The following is a 22,673-nucleotide window of genomic DNA, read 5'->3' on the forward strand; positions in this document are numbered from 1 at the left end:
AGCTAGGTTTCATCAGCCCACTACGGTTGACAAAGAGATACAAAAAAAGGGCGGAATTCTTGTCCCGACCTCTCTACATCTGATCTTTAGCTTCTTTTAGTTTACCATAAAGAATATAGTCTACGTTTTGCAGATCCGCTATGGTGGCACAATTAAGGGCACACATGATCAAGCGTAGATCTTCTTTCCAGCCTTGGACAATACCAATCACCTCTTCGACGGAGTAGGTTTCAACCAATTCCAGAACGGTACGTGACAATCCTACAGCCTTGGCACCAAAGACCAAGCACTTAATCATATCAAGAGGATTTCGAACCCCTCCGCTAACCAAAAGTTCGACCTTGTCTTTCCAGTCTTGGGCATTGAGGAGGGCTTGCATGGTGGACTGGCCCCATTGATTGAGGTAATCACGCTGGCCACTGCGACGATTTTCGATATAGGCAAAGCTAGTACCACCACGACCCGATAGGTCAACCGTTCGAACACCCAGTTCATAGGCTCTCTCGATGGTCTTGGCATCCATGCCAAAACCGACTTCCTTTAAAATGATGGGGACGGGGATGCGATTGCTATAATCTGCTAGATGCGATTGCCAGCTTCGAAACTTTCTTTCTCCCTCGGGCATGAGCAATTCCTGCATGACATTAACATGCACTTGAAGGAGAAGAGGATTCATCTCTTCTACAGTCTGAAGTCCTAACTCAACAGGCTTGTCCAAGCCAATATTGGTTCCAAGGAGGAGCTTTGGATGGCTAGATTTGACAGAAAAAGAGTCGTCTGTTGGATCCTTAAGTGCTGCGCTATAAGAACCCGTTACAAACAAAATCCCACAGGCTTCTGCCACCTGAGCTAGTTTTTGATTGATTTCTTTACCTTTTTCGCTCCCACCTGTCATGGCATTGATATAAAAAGGAAAGTCCCACTTTCGACCTGCAAACTCTGTAGACAAATCAATCTCATCCAGGTCATAAAGAGGCAGGGAAGAATGAATCAACTCCACCTCATCAAAGCTATTATAGGAACTTTTCTGCTCAAGGGCATAGCGGATGTGCTCGTCCTTACGATTTGTCGTCATGTCCTATCCTTTCTTGGTATAAGAGCTCAATCCCCAGATCGGCCCAGCGATTTTTTATGGTTTCAGTTGATTGCACATCAAAACTCAAGGCAATGCCACAGTCACCACCACCAGCACCGCTACTCTTGGCAACAGCCTGCAAATCTTGACCGGCTTCTTTCAACTGTCTCAGCGAAGGTGTGTAAATATCTGGGCTCAAACCTTCTAAAAGCTGACTGGCTGTTTCCAGCTGCTCGATAATTTTTTCTGCATTCCCCTGTTCCAGGGCTTCTACCAAAGCAACCACCGTTGCTTCTGAGGAAGTTAAAAAATTCTGATTGATGTTTTGCTTGATTTGCTTGACCATGTCACTAGACACAGCTACTTCCTTGGTCCATCCAACTAGGAAATCACATTCTAGACCTGGTTTTACTTGTAAGATAGAAAAGCCCCAAGCACGCTCCAAAACTGTTGCCAAGCTTTCTTCTTCCAACCAAGCAGCTATCTTCTTTCGATCAAAAGACTGGTAGAGAACCAAATCCTCTGCAACAATACAGGCAAGGTCTCCCATAGAACCATTGTCGCCTCGCTTGAGCAAGACCGCGCTTGCCAGCTTGAACAAGAGTTCCGGATCAACCGTAATATCATATAGAGCCAGCAGGGCCTTGATCACCAAGACAACGACGCTACCACTCGAACCCAGACCAAACTTTTTGCCTTCCCGTTCCATTTTTCCACGAATTTCCAAGGAAAAAGGTCGCAAGGCTTGCCCACGATTGGCGAGGAAGTCCCCCATCAAAGCAATCGTTTCTTGAATCAAGCTGTAGTCAAGATTTGGCGTCAAGTCCACTGCGAAATCAAACAGATCTGAGTAGATACGGTAGCTGTCAGAAAAAGCAATCTCAGCCTTCATATAGATGGGGATGGCCTTTATCAAGGCCAACTGCCCTGGCTCTAGAATAGCATATTCACCTGCCCAATAGAGTTTTCCGCACGTTTTAACAGCAATCATCTTGACTCAAATCCTTTGTTTTTGACACAATCAAGCGGTAACGTTGACCGAAGATTTCTGATAAATGCTCCAAGTCTTTCTCCTGACAGAGGACCTTGACATTGGGACCAGCATCCATGGTAAAGTAGCAGGCTTCCCCTTGCTCACGAAGCTGGCGAACAAAGTCCATGGCTTCATAGGAAGCATCCGTCAGATATGAAAAGGCTGGCGATGCTGTTTTGGTCGTAGCGTGCATAGCAAGGGCATTTTTCTCCGTTAATTCCCCAACCTTGGCAAAGTCATTTTCCTTGAGATAAAGCAGCATATCCTGATAGTCCTTCTCAGACTGGCGTACCCAGTCATCAAAGGTCGTCGAGGTTTCCACACAGAGTTTCATCCCATCACGGCTAGAAATTGGTTTTTTCTTGTCCTCTAGCACCAACATGATCATAGCTAGTCTCAAGTCTGTCTCTACAGGGTAAATCTCCCCACTATCCTTGTCCCAGGCACCGAGTGGCCCATAAAAACTACGAGAGGAAGAACCAGAAGCAAACTTAGCCTCCTGTGCCAACTGACTCCGATTCAAACCAAGCTGGAAATAAGCATTGCATGCCTTGACCAAGGCGGACAAACCACTAGAACTGGATGACAAGCCAGCCGCAGTCGGCATGTTGTTTTGGGTATCGATACGGACAAATCCCTCACCTTCTGGACGGTAACGGTTGATGATTTTGCTCATCTTGGCATGCTCAGCCTCACTCTGAAGCTGACCATTGATATAAAAGGCATCAGCAGTCGCATCCGTCGGTAGAGGCGACAAGGTCGTCTCTGTGTACATGTTTTCCAAAGTCAGAGAGATACTGCTAGTAGCAGGAACCATCTCTTTTTCTTTTTTCTTTCCCCAATATTTGATAATGGCAATATTTGCGTAGGAACGTACTGTTACAGGCTTTCGATCCATGTCTGAACAGCTCCTTTCTCTTCTAATCGTTTTGCTAGTTCTTGCGCTTGGTCCAGATTAGCTACCAAGGCGATAATACAGCCCCCAAGTCCACCACCACTCATCTTGGCACCTAGAGCACCATGGCTCAGAGCCGTTTCAACGAGGGAGTCTGCCTCAGGGCTACTAACACCAATTTCTTTTAAATGTAAATGCGCTTGACTGAGGATTTGTCCCAGTCCCTCAGCATCTTTTCTTCTAATCGCATCTTCTGCCTGCTGGGTCAATTCTCCCAAGGCATGCAAAAATGGTAGGGCATCCTTGCCCTTACTTTGAACTACTTGGATGGCTTCACGAGTGTGACCATACACGCCCGTATCAGCAATCACCAAATAGGCAGATAGGTTCATCTCAAGTTCTGTAAAACCAACATTCTTGATAAAGCGAATAGGCTGGTCACTGAGACAGGTCTTGGCATCCAAACCGCTTGGATTCATATGGGCAATCATTTCAGCCCGATTGACCAGGATTTCCAATACATGATGAGGCAAGTCGGCTTGATAGTAGTCAAATACCGCACGAATGGCTGCTATGCTGATAGCCGCTGACGAACCCATTCCCCGTTTTTCAGGGATAGCAGAGTCAATCACACAGCGAATGCAGGCCTCTTTAATCTCTAAATATTCTAACGAGGCATACACCGCCATGGACAAGGTATCCTCCTCATAAAGACGCCACGGGCTTTCAGCAGGGACTACCTTACAAGTCACCTCCACCTCTAAGAGAGGCAAGGAAATGGCAGGATAACCGTAAACGACAGCGTGCTCCCCTATTAAAATAATCTTACTATGTGCCTGACCGACACCAACTTTTTTTGTCATGTTTTCCTTTAACCAGACGGAAAGACCGTCTCATTTCATACAGTAGTATTTTCTCCTATCTATTTTATTATATTTTCACAAAAAAAGCGATTGTTTCCTTCACAATCGCCTCTTTCATTATTGGACCCATTCGCCATTATAGTTGACAAAATAACCATCTACGGCCGTATTCACTGCCAAAGCACCTGAGCTGTAAGCATAGTACCAGTTACCATTAACCTGGAACCAGCCAGTCTTCATATCGCCATTACTTGCATGTAGATAATACCAAGTCGAACCTTCCTGATACCAGCCAGTCGCCATTGCTCCTGATGAACGAAGGTAGTACCACTTGTTACCAAGATATTGCCAGCCTGTTTTCATATCGCCATTTTCAGCATCTAAATAGTACCAAGTTGAGCCTTCCTGATACCAGCCAGTTGTCATAGCTCCTGATGAACGGAGGTAGTACCACTTATTGCCAATTTGCTTCCAACCAGTTTGCATAATGCCAGTTGTTGCATCGAGATAATACCAAGTTGAATCATCGTTTATCCAACCTGCACGTCTTTCACCACCAATATAGTTTTCTCCATTAATTTCCGTTTTAGCTAAATAATACCAATTAGACTGGTCATAAAGCCAACCTGTCTCTAAAGAATGATCTTGATTAAAGTAATAGTTCGTGTAAAAACTCTTCTCTTCTTTATCTTCTGGGTTTGTACGTTTTTCCCCATACTTTCTTCCAACACTGTCTTTAGTTTTAACCTCTAATGCTTTCCAACCAACAAACTCTTGTAGCACTCCATTTTTGTCAAAGTAGTACCATTCTGGCATTGGGGAACCTTCTAATCTGATACCATTTGGGTAAGGACCAATTGTATATCCTTTAACTGGCATTGGAATATATTGCCAACCAACAACCATTTCACCATTATAATCAAAATAATAGGTCTTGCCATCAATCACTCGCCAGTCCGTTTCTTTGATGTCACCCTTCTTGTAGTAGGTTCTACCATTTTCTTGGACAAATTGCCAGCCTTCTGAATCAACATCATCCGCAAAGACGGTGCTTGTCGCTAACAAAGCAAAGAAAAAGACTGTCAGTCCAACTTGCATCATTATTTTAAATTTTTTCATTAGATCTTTCCTCCATAACTGATTGTAGCAAAGACTTTATTGTATGTCAATATATAGAAACTTCTCAAAAAAAGCAGTTACACAACTGCAACTGCTTTTCTATTCTTGCATGGTGTAACCAACACCACGCACGGTTTTAATGTAGCTTTTTTGACCTTTTACATCAAGCTTGCTACGTAGATAACGGATATAAACATCCACGATATTGGTTTCTGTCGCACTTTCGTACTTCCAAACACTTTCCAACAACTGCTCACGAGTCAAGACCTTCTTGCTTCCCATGAGAGTGGCCAAAAGGTCATACTCACGGCGCGTCAGAGCAATCATCTCCTCGCCACGATAAACGGTATGATGTTCTACATCCATACGCAAATTGCGGTAAGACGTTGGGACCTTCATCTGACTACAATGTTGGTCGATAAAGTCCCGACCTCGGAAAATCGCTGAAATACGAGCCACCAGCTGATCAATAATCACTGGCTTATAGATGTAAGAAACGGCGAAGCGCTGGATTGTCTCAATCTGGTCTTGCAATTCTTCGCGATGGTCCAAGACCATGATCACTGAGGCAGGTTTTGTCCGACTCAGCCTCTCTGCAAAATCCTGGGCCGTCATATCCCCCAGACGAGCATTCAGTAAAATCAAGTCATAATCTGTCTGGAGAGCCATGGAGAGGGCTTTTTGCCCCTCCTCGACCAGATCAACACGGTATTGCTCTTTTTGGAGTTCCAGACTGAGAAAATGAGCGAGATTTCGTTCTTTCTCAAGTAATAAAATCCGTTTCCCCATGGCAGACCTACTTATTTTTCGTCATACCAAGAGTAGTGGAATGTTCCTTCTTTGTCTTTACGTTGGTAAGTGTGGGCACCAAAGTAGTCACGTTGCGCTTGGATCAAGTTAGCAGGAAGGTCAGCTGAACGGTAGCTATCAAAGTAAGTAATAGCTGCTGAGAAGGTTGGTACTGGTACACCAGCTTGAACAGCAAGAGCTACGATATCACGCACTGCTTGTTGGTACTTGGCAGTGACATCCAAGAAGTATTCATCCAAGAGAAGGTTTGCAAGGTCTGCATCACGGTTGTAGGCATCTGTGATCTTTTGCAAGAAACGAGAACGGATGATACAGCCATCACGCCAGATAGATGCGATGTCCGCAAATGGCAAGTTCCAGTTATTTTCTTTAGAAGCCACACGCAATTGAGCAAAACCTTGTGCGTATGAGATGATTTTTGAGAAGTAAAGGGCTTGACGGATCTTTTCGATCAACTCAGCCTTGTCTCCTTCAAACTTGAAGACAGCTGGTTTTGGAAGGACCTTGCTAGCATGTACACGCTCTTCTTTGTAAGTAGAGATGTAACGGGCAAATACTGACTCAGTGATGAGTGACAATGGCACACCAAGGTCAAGTGATGATTGGCTAGTCCATTTACCAGTTCCCTTGTTTCCTGCAGCATCAAGGATATAGTCTACGATTGGGCCATCTTGACCTTCATCATCTTTACGGCTCAAGATATCAGCTGTGATTTCGATCAAGTAGCTGTCCAATTCACCCTTGTTCCACTCAGTAAAGATTTCAGCCATGTCTTCTGCAGAAAGGCCAAGCAAGTGTTGCATGAGGTCATAGCTTTCTGCGATCAATTGCATGTCACCATACTCGATACCGTTGTGGACCATTTTCACATAGTGACCAGCTCCATCAGGACCGATGTAAGTCACACATGGTTTGCCATCTTCTGGTGCTTTAGCTGAGATTTCTTCAAGAACATCAGCAACCAATTCGTAGGCTTCTTTTTGTCCACCTGGCATGATAGAAGGACCTTCAAGGGCACCTTTTTCACCACCAGAAACCCCTGTACCGATAAAGTTGATACCTGAGTTTGCTAGTTCTTCATTACGACGGATAGTATCTTTGTAGAAAGTGTTTCCTCCATCGATCAAGATATCACCCTTGTCAAGGTGGGGAAGAAGAGCTTGGATAGTTGCGTCTGTACCAGGTCCAGCTTGAACCATCAGCATGATACGACGAGGTTTTTCGATTGAGTTTACAAAGCTTTCCACGTCATAGCTTGGCACAAAGTTCTTTTCAGGATGGCAAGCAATTACGTCTTCTGTTTTTTCTTTACTACGGTTGTAAATGGCAACTGTATAACCACGAGATTCGATATTTAGGGCAAGGTTACGACCCATTACGGCCATACCAACGACACCAAAGTTAGCTTTTGTCATGTGACACTCCTCTTGTTTAATATGTTTTATTTTATCATTTTTACCTATGAAAGGAAAGAATTTTGTAACGGAGTCCTAGTAGTCCAAGTCATCTGCATGACCAGAACCATTCCCTACAAAGTAACCTGTCTTACAGTTGAGGGTGAAGAGATAGGTTCCATCTGGTTTATAGAGGTTGTAATAACCATTTCCGTTTACAATATTGACACGTTCTAGGATATATTGATTTCCAGTGATATAGCCACGAGCACGTGATGTTGCTAGGACTTGTTCCAATACACCATCCGCAAAGGTCCAAGCAGGGTTGTTGCTATCATCTACAGCTGATTGGTTGTAAGGTACACGACTAGCACTTCTTTGAAGATTAACCCCATCGCCAGACAAACCACCATTTGTATCTCTAGCTGGTGCCGTAGTGCTTGTAGAAGGGGTCGTACTGCTTGCATTGCTTTCTGTAGCTGAACTTGAGCTTGCTTGACTCGTGCTAGAGCTCGAACTTGAGCTGGAAGCACTGGTTTGTTGGCTCTTACCAAGACTAATGGCCTTATCCAAGAGCTTGTCTAGTTCTGTGTTGCCTGTCTTGATTTCTGTAAACTTAGCGTCTGCTTTGACTTTCGCATTGGTATCCAAGACACCGTCAGTGATTGCTGGACTTTCAAAGAGGGCATTGACATCTTGAATAGCCTTGATTTGAGTTGCTAGGCTATCATATCTTGACTTAGCTAGTGTATAATCACGGCTACCTTCTAACTTATCTAGCAAGGTTTTCAGTTGGCTCAATTTATCAAACTGGCTGTTTTTCAGAGCTGTCTTATTAGCATCTGTATAGAAAGTATCATAGAGATCATTGAAGTCTTTCAAAGCTGTTTGTGTCCCTTGATCATCCGAAGAAGCTGCTTGAGAAGACTGGATTTCTTGGTTTGAACGAGATACTTGACTGTAGACATAATATGTTCCAGCAAGCACAAGGATTGCAGCTACTACCGAAGCAATGATGATGACACCTTTCTTCTTAGAGCCTGTTTCAGGTTCTGTTTGAGCCGAACGTGATAGAGGTGTATAGGTCTCCTCTTCTTGTTCCTCATTTATTTCCTTGGGCTCTGTTTCTGTTAAAACGAGAGGCTCTATTTCAGCACTTTCTTCATCTTGAAGTGGTGAGACAAACTGAGTAGTCTCTTCATTTTCTATCTCTTCAATAGATTCCTCAGCAACCATGTCTGAATCGTCTACCTGATCAGAAGGTTCACTTGATTCACGAACTTCTTGGATCATTTCCTCTAGGTTTTGAGTAGAAGCCAGTTCTTCTTTTTTAAACTGACGAGTTTCAAACTTGTCAGCTTCAATCTCTTCACGGTGTTGTTTGATGTATTTGTCTAAGATACTGTCCTCAGGCAATACTCCTGCTTCAACCTCTTCATTCTTACGAATGACTTGACCAACAGTCAAGTCTTTTGCTTCGTCAAAGTCGAATTGTGGTTCTTGATGTCCTTTTTTATGACGATCACGTCTTTTCTTACTCATGAGTTCACCTTTCTATTTTACCTCTTGGCGTTTGACACGCTGACCAAAGTATTGATACAAATCCACTTTTAAGGTCCCGTTATAGAGTTTTCGTTTTTTATCAGCTGGACTTCCGTACTTGCTTTCAAAAGCTTCGTCACTCGTCAGGATAAACTTACTCCACGTTTTCAGTGGTGCAAAGACTTGTCCCATCTCAGTATAGAGCTTGGTAACTCCTGCATCATCAGACAAGCGTTCCCCATATGGTGGATTGGAAATGATAACGCCATTAATCTTGTCTGTACGCAAGTCCTGTACCCGCATTTGCTTAAAGGTGATATCACCTGCGACGCCTGCTGCTTGGGCATTTGCCTTGGCAATCTCCACCATGCGAGCATCAATATCACAGCCCATAATGTCCAGCTCAAGTTCACGATCCATTTTCTTAGCCGCCTCTGTGCGAACTTCCTGGATTAATCGATCGCTGACCCAGTTCCATTCCTCAAAAGCAAAGGAACGTCGAAGTCCTGGTGCTATTTTTCTGGCAATCATAGCCGCCTCGATACAGAAAGTTCCTGACCCACAGGTCGGATCAATCAAGGGCTTGTCTGGATACCAGTTAGAGAGTTGTAAAATGGCCGCTGCCATATTTTCCTTGATCGGCGCTCCACCCTTTTCCGTACGATAACCACGTTTAAAGAGACTGGAGCCTGTCGTGTCAATCATGACAGTTGCCACATCTTTCAGGATAGATACCTCGATCTTAAACTCGGGACCCGTTTCCATCAAGGGAACTCCTTCTGGACGGGCATAGTGTTTTTGTAATTTCTTTACAACAGCCTTCTTAGAAATAGCCTGAACACTGGGCTCATTGTGGAGTTTAGACTTAACACATTTTGCCTTTGATATCGGGAAACGTGCTCCTAGCGGGAGATAGTTTTCCCAATCTAGAGCAAAAACACCTTGAAAAAGCTCTTCAAAAGTCTTAGCTGGAAAACTTCCGACTACAATCTTGATGCGATCCGCTACACGAATCCAAAGATTGGTCTCGATGATTGCCTTCACATCTCCTTGGAAGCGGACACGCCCATTTTCAACCTGGCAATCATAACCAAGGTCTCGCACCTCACGTCCAACGACAGCCTCGAGACCCGCCGCAGCAGTTGCGATTAAATTAAATTGTTCTTTCATTTCTAGTCTTGCAAGACCTTTCTCTTGTTCACTTTAAAAAATGAGGTTGAGAAAGATTTCTCAGCCCCAACCTATATGCAATTTTCTATAAGCCATGTTTTGTTCCAGAAGTGACTAGGACCACTTCCTTCGATAATCATCTGTCTACCGCTAACAGCATAAATCTGCTAGCAGTCAGAGTACTACGTTCGTTTCCGTGCACTCCATGCCCCGACCAAAATTTGGGTTGCTAGCTTGAGGGGTTTACCGCGTTCCACTCTCTCTGTTTCCAGAAAGACTCCGTCACTGTGGCACTTTCAAGCCTATTCTGACCTATCCGAAGACTTAGCCATTTCGACTGCCGTAACGATTTCTCGTCCCTAGGCTTATGGATTCGCCTAGCACAAACACTACAGGCATCACAGCCTGTGCTAGCATGGACTTTCCTCATGAAAAGAGATCCTCTTCACGCGATTATCCAAAAATTGCACTCATTCCTTAGTCAATTATAAATCTTGGTTGTCTAAGATTTGCTTACCAAATACTTCTTTTTCGAGACGATTTAAGCGTTTCAAAATATCAAAATTTGTCATTGAAGTAGAAGCCGTTACTTCAATAGAGTCTGGTTGAGTTGGCGCTACCTGTGGTTTATGAGATAATTCTTCCTTCAAATCAGCAATCTCTTGACGAAGGGATTTGACCAAAGCTGCGTAGGTTTCATAATCCTTAATCACATCGTCTAGGAATTCATCGACCTCTGCTTTGCTATATCCACGTACTTCACGTCCAAATTCTTGTTCAAAAATATCTTTCGCTGAAAATATAATACTTGCCATGTCCCTCTCCATTCTGGGTTACTAGTATTATTATATAAAAAAAGACAAGTAAAAATCAAGGTCAAAGGCTTACTTTTCAGAAAAATTTTCTACTATTTCATTCAAGTCCTCAAATGTTAATCTTCTTGTAACATAGTCCGCTTGATTTTTCATCATTTGGTAAAAATATCGTAACTTGGTTTCGTTTTCTTCGTCGTAAAAAAGGTAGCAAGTATCTGTATTTTCCAGCAAAAATTTCTGATAATCGCGTAATTGTCCCTTGTGCTCATATTGTGGATAGGCGTATTTGACAAAATCAACCTGCTTGAACTCACTCAATTTCGCTTGATTTGCTTCATTCCAGTTACTGCCATGGGTTTCAAAATCAAAAATGGTCGCCAGTTGAAATCCATAGTCTGCTTTCATGTCTTTCGCCACCTGAAGCGCCCAGTACTCAAAGCCCAAAGTCCCTGTAAAGACAAGCCAAGTCACCCCATCCTCTGCTAGACATTCCAGGTCTCTCCGAATGGCTTTTTTGATAATTTTTAACCGAATGTCCTTTTCATTAAACACTCCTAAATCAAAAGCTGAGTATCCCAAAACCAAGGCTGTATGCATTTTTTCACCCTTTCTGAAAACCTTTGTGGTATAATAGAGTGATGTTATTGTACCAATAAGGAGGACTATGGTCAACTATCCACATAAACTTTCATCTAAACCAAGCAAAACTTCTCTACCTCAAACTAAAAATTTCGCAAATCGAGGTATGAGCTTTGAAAAGATGATTAATGCTACCAATGACTACTATCTATCACATGGAATAGCAGTCATTCACAAAAAGCCAACCCCAGTTCAGATTGTTCGGGTCGACTACCCTCAACGGAGTCGCGCTAAAATTGTTGAAGCCTATTTTAGACAAGCTTCAACTACTGACTACTCGGGTGTTTATGAAGGATTTTACATCGATTTCGAAGCAAAGGAAACCAGACAAAAAAATGCTTTCCCGATGAAGAACTTCCATTCTCATCAGATTCAGCATATGGAACAGGTTCTTGAACAAAAGGGAATTTGCTTCGTCCTAATCCATTTTTCTTCTTATCAGGAAACATATTTATTACCGGCAATTGACCTCATCCGTTTCTATCATCAAGATAAGGGACAGAAGTCAATGCCACTTGGATATATTCGAGAAAATGGATATAGGATTGAGCCTGGTGCCTTTCCTCAAATTCCCTACCTCGACATTATCAAAGAACATTTACTAGGTGGTAAAACAAGATGAACAAACAAACTTTTCTGCGAATAGCTAAGTATGTCAGCATCAGTCTCTTAACTGTATTTATCGCAGCTGTAATGCTTGGTGGAGGTCTCTTCCTCTACTATGTTAGCAAGGCTCCAGAACTTTCTGAAAGTAAACTAGTTGCTACAACGTCAAGTAAGATCTATGATAGCAATGACGAGCTTATTGCTGATCTTGGATCGGAACGTCGAGTCAATGCCCAAGCAAACGAAATACCGACCGATTTGGTCAACGCTATTGTTTCGATTGAGGACCATCGCTTCTTTAATCACCGAGGAATCGACACGATCCGTATCCTAGGTGCTACCCTCCGAAACCTTCGTGGTGGTGGAGGTCTGCAAGGAGCTTCCACCTTGACACAGCAGTTGATCAAGTTAACCTATTTCTCTACGTCAACTTCTGATCAAACTCTTTCTCGTAAGGCCCAGGAAGCTTGGTTAGCCGTTCAGCTAGAACAAAAAGCGACTAAACAAGAGATCTTGACCTACTACATCAACAAGGTTTACATGTCAAACGGGAACTACGGAATGCAGACAGCTGCCCAAAGTTACTATGGCAAGGATCTCAAAGATCTAAGTATTCCTCAATTGGCTCTCCTTGCTGGTATGCCTCAGGCTCCAAACCAGTATGATCCATACTCGCATCCAGAAGCTGCTCAAGAACGTCGTAATCTCGTCCTCTCTGAGATGAAGGGGCAAGGTTACATTTCAGCTGAGCAATATGAAAAAGCGATTAATACTCCGATTACAGATGGACTTCAAAGTCTAAAATCAGCTAATAGTTATCCTCCATACATGGACAACTATCTCAAAGAGGTAATCGATCAAGTCGAACAAGAAACAGGCTACAACCTCTTAACAACTGGTATGGACGTCTACACCAACGTTGATCCTAAAGTTCAACAACATCTCTGGGATATCTACAATACCGACGAGTATGTCAACTATCCTGACGATGAAATGCAAGTAGCTTCAACGATTGTGGATGTGACAAATGGGAAAGTTATTGCTCAGTTAGGTTCTCGTCACCAATCAAGCAATGTTTCCTTCGGAATCAACCAAGCTGTTGAAACCAACCGTGACTGGGGTTCTAGCATGAAGCCGATCACAGACTATGCTCCTGCCTTGGAGTATGACATCTACGACTCAACTGCTTCGATTGTACATGATGTTCCTTATAACTATCCAGGTACTGATACTCCCCTCTACAACTGGGATAAAGTCTACTTTGGAAATATTACAATCCAGTATGCACTTCAACAGTCACGTAATGTCACAGCCGTTGAGACTTTGAATAAGGTCGGTCTAGATAGAGCTAAAACCTTTCTTAATGGTCTTGGTATCGACTATCCAAGCATGCATTATGCAAACGCCATTTCAAGTAACACGACTGAGTCAAACAAAAAGTACGGAGCAAGTAGTGAGAAAATGGCTGCTGCTTACGCTGCTTTTGCTAACGGTGGTATCTACCATAAACCAATGTATATCAACAAAATCGTCTTTAGTGATGGTAGCTCAAAAGAATACGCTGATCCTGGTACTCGTGCCATGAAAGAGACGACCGCCTATATGATGACAGAAATGATGAAGACTGTCTTGGCATACGGAACGGGTCGTGGTGCTTATCTCCCTTGGCTACCTCAAGCTGGTAAGACTGGTACATCCAACTATACAGACGATGAAATTGAAAACTACATCAAAAACACAGGTTATGTAGCTCCAGACGAAATGTTTGTTGGTTATACTCGCAAATATTCAATGGCTGTATGGACAGGTTACTCAAACCGCCTTACTCCTATCGTTGGTGATGGCTTCTATGTTGCAGCTAAGGTTTACCGTTCAATGATGACTTATCTGTCTGAGGATAACAACCCTGGCGACTGGACTATGCCAGAAGGCCTCTATCGAAGTGGTGAGTTCGTCTTTAAAAACGGTGCTCGTTCTGCATGGACTGCTCCTGCTCCGCAACAGGCCCCAACACCAGAAAGTTCGAGCTCGACATCAGAAAGTTCAACTTCACAGTCAAGCTCAACTACTCCAAGCACGAATAATAGTGCAAACAATAATACCAATAACCAGCAACCAAATACAACGCCTGGTCAACAAAACCAGAACCAAAATCAGAATCCTCAACCAGCACAACCATAACATTTATCACCCGGATTTTTCTGGGTGATTTTTTCATAGCACTATTGCATTTATGTGCTTAACAAAAGCCTGAGAAGACATCTTCTCAGGCTTTTCTGTACTATAAAACTCATTGGGAAAGGTAGGAAACGGATTTCGTAATCTTGTTAAGAGGTTTTACTAAATACTAGTCTTTCTTTGTTTTTGCTACAAAGAGAGCAGATAGGGCTAGGCTAACACCTGCTAGGAAGAGGGCTGTGTCAGATTTACTTTCACCTGTTGCTGGCAAGCTTTGTTCAGCTGTTTCTTGCTTCCTCACTTCTTGTTTTAGATCCGGTGCCGGTGTCTTATCTTCATCTGAAGCAAGTGAGCTAAGTTTAAACTCAGGTTTCTCTACTGTTGGAGCAGCTTGGTCGCCTACTGTTGCTACTGGGCCTGTGTATTCTGGCAATTCATGCACTAGAGCCATCACTGCATTGACACCGCCCTTGAACTCAGGTTTCTCAACTGTTGGAGCAGCTTGGTCACCTACTGTCGCTACTGGGCCTGTGTACTCTGGAAGTTCATGTACTAGGGCTTCAACTGCATTGACACCACCCTTGAACTCAGATTTCTCTACTGTTGGAGCAGCTTGGTCACCTACTGTTGCTACTGGACCAGTGTACTCTGGAAGCTCATGTACCAAGGCTTCAACTGCATTGACACCACCTGTGAATTCAGGAACCTCAAGAACGGGTGCTGGTTCTTCCCCCTTACTTGATTGAACCGGTTCCTCTGTTAATTCTTGATGGAAGCTTGCCAATTCATAAAACTCAGCCTTGCCACCTTCCCAGACGAGTTTAACGTCTAGAAGAGAGCCACCATTTCGGATAGCGAAGGTTTGGAGACTAGATGTAATGGCACCGAGGTCTGTCCAACTGTCTTGACCATCCTTGAGTGTTCTAGCAAGAACACGTGCTTGCGCTCCTTCAGGAAGACTGGAAACGAGACGAAGGTGGTTAGCATTGGTCGGTTCAGATAAGTGATACACCAACTCGCCCTTGTCTTTTTCAGACTTGTAGCTGGTCAAGACTTTGCCGTCTACAAGATTATTATAAAGGTTGCCTTGGCTTTCTCCACTACTTCCTTCTACTGTTGGATCATTGATTGGTTTGACAAACTCACCATCGTTAATGACCAATTCTGTAAATCCTACAAAACGGGCATCATAATCCGCTGTATAGAGGACACGAAGATAGTTAGCTTTGACTGGTGTCGTCAATTCACCCTCTATGTAGCGATTTCCTGGCATCTTAGAATCATGTGTCCAACCATCTGTCAATGAATCATCGTGTTGGCTATTGGCTACACCATCTCCTACTGTCACGACATCTGTCCAAGTTTTACCATCTTGGCTGACTTGGATCTTACCATCACGAAGGTAGTTTTGCGTTCCGTCTTGGATGTAGGCTCTAATCTTCTTGATAGTGCGTTCGCTGCCAAGTTTCAAGGTCACATGACCATCTTTACGAGCATAGTCTGAAAACTCAACGAAGTTGTTGTAAACACCATCAAATAATTGATCTAGGTTGTTCAGTTTACGAACATCATTGCTACCATATGCTGGGTGAATTCCCATTGAAGTTGATTCCAATTTTGTTGGTTGCACTTCTTTAGTCGTCACAAGGAGAGAAGTCGCTGTAATAGCTTGCTCCTGATCTGTTTTATTGACCAGACGCACATAACGTACTAAGTGGCTTGCTGCAGATCTATCAGTCAACTGGCTCGCTGGTAGCCATTCTTGAGCGTTTGCAGAGTACTCTAGACTAAGAGCAGGGTTGGCTTGGCCTTGGAGCTGGATGCTCTTGACCTGATGGATACGGTCAAGCTTCATTCCTAGATAGCTATGAGCAGGGAGTTTGGTTCCAGCTGGAATTTGAAGCTCGTAACTGCCCAAGCTATCCACTACCGGTGTTTCCTTCAAGGCATCGACGTTGGTGTCTGTTAACTCACTATTTCCAGAACGTGTCTCAACAGAGAAATCCTGGATACGCCACCAGAGGTCGAGAGCCTTGGTATTGCGTACTCGGATGTAACGAGCATTGATCGCTCTGGTCACTTCCTTGGTTTGCTCTCCTGATAGGCGATCCAACTCTTGCCATGCAGTTCCATCTGTAGAGTACTCAAGTACACCTGCAGCAAGCTTATCACCCGTTCCTTGGCGAAGGCGAACTTTAGTGACTGACTTGACTTCACCGAGGTCAAGTTGTGCCCAAGCATCTACTGGAGTGGTATTGCTACCGTCAGCGTTTGCCATCATGGCTTCTGTATTGTCCTTGCCATCAGTGATTTGACGAGCTGAAGTATTTAGTTTGTAAACTAAGTTTGAGCTTAGACTAACTGTCGTTGCTTGTTGGCTACGAGCTTTTTCAACTGGACGGTTGACTGCAATTTCCTGAACTGCAAACCAAGTGTTCTCGCGGTCTGCTGTCGCAATCATGCGAACTGCCTTGGCCTTGATATTGAGATTTTCAAACTTAAGCAGGGATTCATTTCCGACATAGCTTGGCTCTTTCAAGGTTACCCAGTTATCATTTTCATCTTGATACTGCACTTCTGCCTTACTAAAGGTATCACGTGGATTTGCCTGCGTTCCCATTGCAAAGGTCAAGGTTTGGATTGATACCGGCTTGTTGAACTTCATACCAATATAATCACCTGTCTTGATGCTATTTGGTGATTTAATAATCGCATGAGTTGCCAAATCGCCATCCGTTACTTCTGCCAAACCACCTTCTACACCTGTTCGATTGGTGATAAAGGTACTGATGATTTGATCTGGATGCAAGACTTTTTGAACTTCAGACGCTAGAACTTCTTTCAAGGATAGGATAAATGGACGAATATGTTGAACACCCAATTCAGCTTTTTCCATATGGTCTACATAATGGAAGGTGTGAGTTTGAGACTGTTCGTACAATTTCAAACCTTTATAGTAGCTATCCCAAAGTTTGGCTGCATCGTTTGTAGCCATGGCTTCAGTTCCTGTAAGGAAGGCATCGAGAGCATTCATTTGGTCGATTGCATTATCCAACCAATAGTGGATTTGGGCAACCATTTTTTTATCGCCTGATGCTTTATAGAGTTCAGCTGCTTCTTTAATCTTGGTAAATTCTGCACGCAAGGCTGCACGTTCAGCAGTCACATCCTGACCTGCTTTGAGCTTGGTCATGAAGTCTGTTAATTTTGGAGCCAAGTCTACAGATTCTTCTAGTTTGACGACACGATTATCCATGTTTTGGTTGATCATGTGCTTGCCAAGTTCGCGGAAGGCTGCTGATACCTTGCTATCTTCAAAATGACCATTTTCTACAAAGTTGAAGGCAATATCATTGATTTTCTTAGCTTCTTCTTCTGATTTCCACTGTTTCCATGAGTATTGAGCTCCTGAAAAGAGGGCAATCTTAGATGGTTCAGACTGTTGCATTGGGTTCAACATGATACCAGACAGCAAGCTTGGATCCACATTTGGATGAAGGAATTTCTCACCACCACCTAGAATCAAGTGTTGTTTCGAGTTATCTGTTACAGGCCAGTTAATCCAAAGTGAAACTGGGCGATAGGTCTTGCCACCTGCGGATAGATTGTTTTTGAGAGTTGAAAGGAAGCTTTCAGATACTTCACCCCAAATCTTACCACCCGTCAAGGTCATGGTTGTTGATCTTGGGAGATTTTCATTGAGGGATTTCAACTCATCCTCACGTCCATTACCCCAATACTGGCCAGGAACAAAGATCATTTCTTTGCGAAGACCGCTGTAAGTTCCCTGCATTTCAGTCAACCACTTGGTCATATCTTGCATCAAGCGGTTGTAGCTATTGTAGCCTCCGACTGGGCTTGGAGCATCATCTGCAAGGATACCAAATTCGCGGACACCCACTTTCATCAACTGGGTAAATTTAGCCTTGATGGTTGCCAAATCTTCTTGGTAATGCGCTTCATTACCAAAGCGGATACGGTTGTTCATGAATGGGTGAATTGTCCATACATAGCGAGTTTTGCTCTGATTTCCAACACGAGCAAGTTCACGAATTTCTGCTAGTTTTTCTTCTGGATAGAGTTCACGCCATTTCTTGTTGTGGTATGGATCATCTTTTGGTGCAAAGAAGTATTGGTTCAATTTCAAATCACCACCAAAACGCATGAGCTCTGCACGATCGGCATTCGACCATGGGTTTCCATAGTAACCTTCGATGAAACCACGGTTCTTGAGCTCTGCGTAATCTTCTACTGTCACATTACGAAGGACTGGCACTTGACTTTCCTTGAGCATGTGTTTCAAGGTTGTCAAACCATAGAAGACCGCATCTGTGTCTTTTCCGACGATGGAAATCGAATTATCCTTGATGCTCAAGACATAGGCGTCAATCTTGTCAAAGAGGCCTGCTGAAACATTGGACAAGTTTTGCTCTGCTTGTGAGCCTTGTCCATGCACTCCAAGATAGATATTGGTTGCGCCAGCGATTGCTGCCTTACCAGTTGTATAAGATACTTGATTGTCCTGCAAGACACTCTTCAAGCGATTACGAGTATAGATATCGAGTTGATCGCCCATGACCAGATTGACTTGCTTGCGAAGAGCTGTGACTCCTTCTCCATAAGTCACTTTTTGTGGCGTTGGGAAGACCTTGTACTCTTTCTTGAGGTAGTCTGCGCTCTTGCTGGCAGCTGCAATGCTGTCTTCGCTAGCTGGTTTACTTGCAGTGAATTGATCTGCCAATTCAACTGTTCCATCACCTGTTTGCTCTACTTTTGGTTTTTCTGGTTGACTTGGTTTTTCTGGTTGACTTGGTGCAGGCGTTTCTTGCTCTTCTTTGACAGGTTTTAATAGATGAACTTCAGCTGCACTTGCAAAACCACCAACGCCTTCCAATACTTTCAACTCAATCTTGTTGGTATGTACCGCCGCAAAGTTGACTGTTTTTTCTTGGGCGTTGTTGTCCCAGCTTCCTTCTGAAACCTTGACCATTTGGCCATCTTTTTGTGCGTAGATTTCGTAGCGCGTCACAACACCATTTCCACCACCTGGGCGTGGGAGATAAGTCAAGCCATTGACTTTTTCTGCTTCTTTCAAGGTCATCGTAAGTGTGAATGGCGCAGTGTCACCAGTCCACTTAGTATGCCAGAAGGTATTTGGATCATTGTCAAAGGCCTTTTCAACAGCGCCTTCAGTCGCGTTTCCTGGAAGTTGCTGACTGCTTGCGGTTGCCGTAATCTTATCATTTGAAATCAAACGAGGATTTACAAATGGTTTGTCTGACAACTCTGCGCTATGCAAGATTCCTTTGAGACCACCGATGCTTTCAAGCGGTAGTACCAAGCTATTGTGGGCAAAGCGAGGGTGGGCTGGATTTGCGATACGCTCAATCTTTTCACCATCCACATAGACTTCCGTTGATTGTGGTTTGGTCACGATAGAGATTTGATAACGTTTGTTCTTTTCAAGTTTTTTCTTGAATTGGATATGGAACTGTTCAAATTGATAAGCAAGGTAGCCGTCTTTATCAGCTAGATAGATACGGTTGTCTCCACTTGTTGAGAAGGTTTGTTCACCGTCACCAGTAACAGTTACATCAAACTTCAAGACATGACTTGGGCCAACATCACCTGCCAAGCCTTCGATACTGCTGTCTTTCTCAAAAGCCAAGCCTTGCTCGCTTGTCTTCACCTTCTTGCTTGCATAGTTCTTGACGGTTTCAGGATTGATGGTAAACAAGTCGCTTTGATCAATCTCTTTATCAGGATTTGACTGTGGCGCATAAGGGCTTGTTGGTAGGGTGCGTTCTGCAAAGGTCGCAGCTGCACGGTCAGATCCCCAAGTGCGCTCTGCAGTAGTTTGCATGCTCTTGAAGAAGCGTTTAAAGATATCATAAGAGGTCAAGCCTGTCTCATGAAGGTCGATGTTATCATTCCAAACTGCGTGCCCACCACCAAGGATACTTGGATGAGAAGCTGGTAGAAGTGGACCTCCACCTGTTCGGAAGTCGTTTGGTGTCCAGCTATTGTATTGGCGCTCATAGTTAGCATAGTCCCCGTAGGCTGCTTGACTATTGCTTCCACTTGGGACACTATATGTCGGCACATCCGTGATGTTAATAATCTTAGCTCCCTGAGCAATAGCTTCTTTTGGCTGCTGCCAACCAATACTCCAGATGTCAACCTCTACATCTTTCCAATCAACCGCTGTTTTACCTCGTTTCGCACTGAGCGAACCCCAGATACGAGGGGTATAACCTTTTCCTTTAATGTATTTGATAAGGTCATTGACATAGCGGCGATAGCTTTCTCTGCTGCCATAGTATTCATCCGTTCCGATATGAACAGTTGATACCCCATGAAGCGGTGCATCTGGACCATCGAGGAGTTTGTCATAAACTGATTTGACAAAAGCCAGCGTTTCATCGTATTTATTATCTAGGTCGAGCATAGCTACGCGCTCGACATTGTGCTTGCCTGCATAATCGCTCAAACTACCTTGATACATGAGGTCTGGGCGGACTTTGACAAAGGACAAGGCGTGACCTGGTGTGTCAATTTCTGGCACTAGGTTGATATGCAAGGCCTTGGCAAGTTTAATCAGGTTTTGCATTTCTTCCTTAGTATAATGCTCATCTGATGTTAATTTTTGACCATTCTTACCGACAATATCTGTCTCCACACGGAACCCCGTCTTGGCATGTTCAAGTACATACTTGAGTTGTTCTTCTGGAGTTAAATTCTTACCTGCCAAGTGTTCCTTGAGGAAGATATAGTTATCATTAAGGTGCAACTGCAAGTCGTTCATCTTGTAGTAGGCCATGTTTAGCATGATGTCTACAAGGGTGTCATAAGGGATAAATTTACGACCTGTATCCAGCATAAAGCCACGGTGGCTGAAACTTGGGAAATCACGAATTTCGCCATTTTGTAGGTCTGTTTCTCCCATTTGAAGAAGAGTACGAGTGGCGTAGAAGGCTCCTGTGTTTGTAGCAGCTTCGATGGTAATCACATCATCTTGGATAGTGATGCCATAGCCTTCCTTACCATAACCCTTGTTTTCAACTTTTTTAAATTCGATTCGTTTTTGAGCCTGTTTGTCACCTGTTGCAAGTTCCAATCCACGGCTTGCAAGATCTGACTGGTAGAAGGTTGCAGCCTGATCAAATCCTGAATCTCCTGTCGCAAGAACTGTATCTGAAGTGATAGAAGATTGACCTTCTTTCCCATACCATTGTTGAACAGCTGGCGCTACTTTTGGTTTGACACCCACACCCTCGTCCTGATGTAGACCCTTGATGACTACTTCAAATTCCTTAGTGAAAGTATGGCTGTCTTTGATTTGCTGCACCATAACCTTAACGCGTTGATCTGTCAGAGGTTTATGGATACGATTTTGAAGGTCGATTACACCTTGTTTATTGCTTCCGATGAGACTGACTTTTCCTGGTAAAGTTGGTAAGACAAGAGATTGTCCGTCTTCTGCTACTGTTAGTTCGGTTACTTGGCGGATGTCCGTTACCTTACTATGGTCCGGAACGTTAGAATAAGCTAGAATTTCTTGGATACCAACGTTTCTCCAACCCATTGTGCCCGCTTGATAGTCGTTAATTTCTAACTTAAGATATTTAGCTTGAATACTTTCAGCTAGATCTACTTTCTCATCTAAAACAGGATCTCCAGTCTTGGTATGAGCGAGTTTCCATTGTTTTTCTCCGTTAGCGCCCACGTCTTCTTGGCCTGCGTAGTAGAGACTCCAAGATTTGATATTTGGATCATTTTGCCCATTACGAAGACGACGATCCCAGTCTATTTCCACATGTTTGATGAGGGTAGTTTTTGGAAGAGTTAATTCGAAGGTTGGTTTTTCAATATTTTGATTAGTCGCCCAACGGGTATCCGGATTACCGTCCACTGCCTTATCAGCAGTATACGGAGTGCCAGTTTCATAGTTATTAGCTTGGGCTGTAGCACCCTCGAGATGGTTGACATCTTCTCTATCTTCGATTGTCTTTTCAGCTGGTTTTACTGCTGGTGTAGTGGTTTCAGCAGGTTGATTATCCGCCTTTGGTGTTTCAACCGGTTTGGGCGTTTCTGCTGGCTTGGGACTTGTAGGACTTGTCTCTGGTTTTGCCTCTTCACTTGCTGCAGGATTGGTTCCCTCATCTGTCGCTGGAGTTTCTTCATGACTTGCTTCTGTTGCAGCTTCTGCATCTGCTTTTTCAAGCGCAGCGGCTAAATCATCTGGTAACTTATCCAAGGCTTGAACATGAGTGATACTTCCCTCTGTCTCTGAAGGTGTTGCTGTTTCTGCCGCCTGAACCATATTGGCGCCAAAGATACTAGCACCAATCATAACGGAGGCTGCACCGATTGCAAATTTTCTTATACTATAGTGACAGCGTTTCTCAAAAAAATGTCTATCCATCTTTCTCCTATTCCTTTCATCCGCATACATGAGTAAGCGGTATCATTTCTCCTTTGAAAAAGGAGAGAACCAAGAGGTCCTCTCCGGCTGTTTGTTCCTTTTTGATTCG

General features: G+C 43.7%; 14 protein-coding genes and 1 other RNA gene. 2 read left to right on the top strand and 13 right to left on the bottom strand.

From position 1 onward, the window contains the following. Positions 1 to 73 precede the first annotated feature (73 nt). The 12 genes from fni to NMM25_RS06530 form a co-directional block, all read right to left on the bottom strand. Complete coding sequence (fni, locus tag NMM25_RS06475) at positions 74 to 1,075, bottom strand: type 2 isopentenyl-diphosphate Delta-isomerase (RefSeq protein WP_254736314.1); 1,002 nt, start codon at positions 1,073 to 1,075, stop codon at positions 74 to 76. Beyond that, a complete protein-coding gene (locus NMM25_RS06480) occupies positions 1,059 to 2,066 on the bottom strand; it encodes a phosphomevalonate kinase (RefSeq protein ID WP_216734121.1) in 1,008 nt (335 codons plus the stop codon). The genes fni and NMM25_RS06480 overlap by 17 nt, the downstream gene beginning before the upstream one ends. Beyond that, on the bottom strand, positions 2,053 to 3,006 hold the full coding sequence (gene mvaD / locus NMM25_RS06485) for a diphosphomevalonate decarboxylase (RefSeq protein WP_095726253.1): 954 nt from the start codon (positions 3,004 to 3,006) through the stop codon (positions 2,053 to 2,055). Before mvaD ends, NMM25_RS06480 begins: the two co-directional genes overlap by 14 nt. After that, positions 2,988 to 3,866 (bottom strand): mevalonate kinase, encoded by an 879-nt coding sequence (gene mvk / locus NMM25_RS06490; RefSeq protein WP_254736315.1) that lies wholly within the window; start codon positions 3,864 to 3,866, stop codon positions 2,988 to 2,990. Before mvk ends, mvaD begins: the two co-directional genes overlap by 19 nt. Before the next feature lie 117 nt (positions 3,867 to 3,983). Further along, positions 3,984 to 4,985, bottom strand: a complete 1,002-nt coding sequence (gene cbpJ / locus NMM25_RS06495) for a choline-binding protein CbpJ (RefSeq protein ID WP_254736316.1) — start codon at positions 4,983 to 4,985, stop codon at positions 3,984 to 3,986. A gap of 99 nt (positions 4,986 to 5,084) precedes the next feature. Beyond that, positions 5,085 to 5,774, bottom strand: coding sequence for a response regulator transcription factor (locus NMM25_RS06500; RefSeq protein WP_000518005.1), 690 nt, complete (start codon positions 5,772 to 5,774; stop codon positions 5,085 to 5,087). 11 nt (positions 5,775 to 5,785) lie between these two features. Further along, positions 5,786 to 7,210, bottom strand: coding sequence for an NADP-dependent phosphogluconate dehydrogenase (gene gndA, locus NMM25_RS06505; RefSeq protein ID WP_254736317.1), 1,425 nt, complete (start codon positions 7,208 to 7,210; stop codon positions 5,786 to 5,788). A gap of 75 nt (positions 7,211 to 7,285) precedes the next feature. Then, positions 7,286 to 8,731: a cell division site-positioning protein MapZ family protein gene (locus NMM25_RS06510; protein WP_254736319.1), complete on the bottom strand. Its 1,446-nt coding sequence runs from the start codon at positions 8,729 to 8,731 to the stop codon at positions 7,286 to 7,288. Between the two features lie 12 nt (positions 8,732 to 8,743). Next, a complete protein-coding gene (locus tag NMM25_RS06515) occupies positions 8,744 to 9,901 on the bottom strand; it encodes a class I SAM-dependent RNA methyltransferase (protein WP_254736320.1) in 1,158 nt (385 codons plus the stop codon). An 83-nt stretch (positions 9,902 to 9,984) separates the two neighbouring features. Then, an RNA gene (rnpB, locus tag NMM25_RS06520) (RNase P RNA component class B) lies at positions 9,985 to 10,366 on the bottom strand. A 20-nt stretch (positions 10,367 to 10,386) separates the two neighbouring features. Beyond that, complete coding sequence (gene gpsB, locus NMM25_RS06525) at positions 10,387 to 10,716, bottom strand: cell division regulator GpsB (protein ID WP_000146523.1); 330 nt, start codon at positions 10,714 to 10,716, stop codon at positions 10,387 to 10,389. A gap of 69 nt (positions 10,717 to 10,785) precedes the next feature. Beyond that, positions 10,786 to 11,313 carry a DUF1273 domain-containing protein gene (locus tag NMM25_RS06530; protein ID WP_254736321.1) on the bottom strand — a complete coding sequence of 176 codons (528 nt, stop codon included), beginning with the start codon at positions 11,311 to 11,313 and terminating at the stop codon, positions 10,786 to 10,788. Between the two features lie 67 nt (positions 11,314 to 11,380). Here NMM25_RS06530 and recU point away from each other — a divergent pair, with 67 nt between their 5' ends. Together recU and pbp1a are read left to right on the top strand one after the other, a co-directional pair. Then, positions 11,381 to 11,977, top strand: a complete 597-nt coding sequence (gene recU, locus NMM25_RS06535) for a Holliday junction resolvase RecU (protein WP_254736322.1) — start codon at positions 11,381 to 11,383, stop codon at positions 11,975 to 11,977. Continuing rightward, complete coding sequence (gene pbp1a, locus NMM25_RS06540; protein WP_254736323.1) at positions 11,974 to 14,142, top strand: penicillin-binding protein PBP1A; 2,169 nt, start codon at positions 11,974 to 11,976, stop codon at positions 14,140 to 14,142. The genes recU and pbp1a overlap by 4 nt, the downstream gene beginning before the upstream one ends. Before the next feature lie 166 nt (positions 14,143 to 14,308). Here pbp1a and NMM25_RS06545 read toward each other — a convergent pair whose 3' ends face one another. Next, positions 14,309 to 22,564 carry an SIALI-17 repeat-containing surface protein gene (locus NMM25_RS06545; RefSeq protein ID WP_254736324.1) on the bottom strand — a complete coding sequence of 2,752 codons (8,256 nt, stop codon included), beginning with the start codon at positions 22,562 to 22,564 and terminating at the stop codon, positions 14,309 to 14,311. Between the last annotated feature and the right edge of the window lie 109 nt (positions 22,565 to 22,673).

This window comes from Streptococcus sp. CF10-1, from assembly GCF_024295825.1.
GTDB lineage: Bacteria > Bacillota > Bacilli > Lactobacillales > Streptococcaceae > Streptococcus.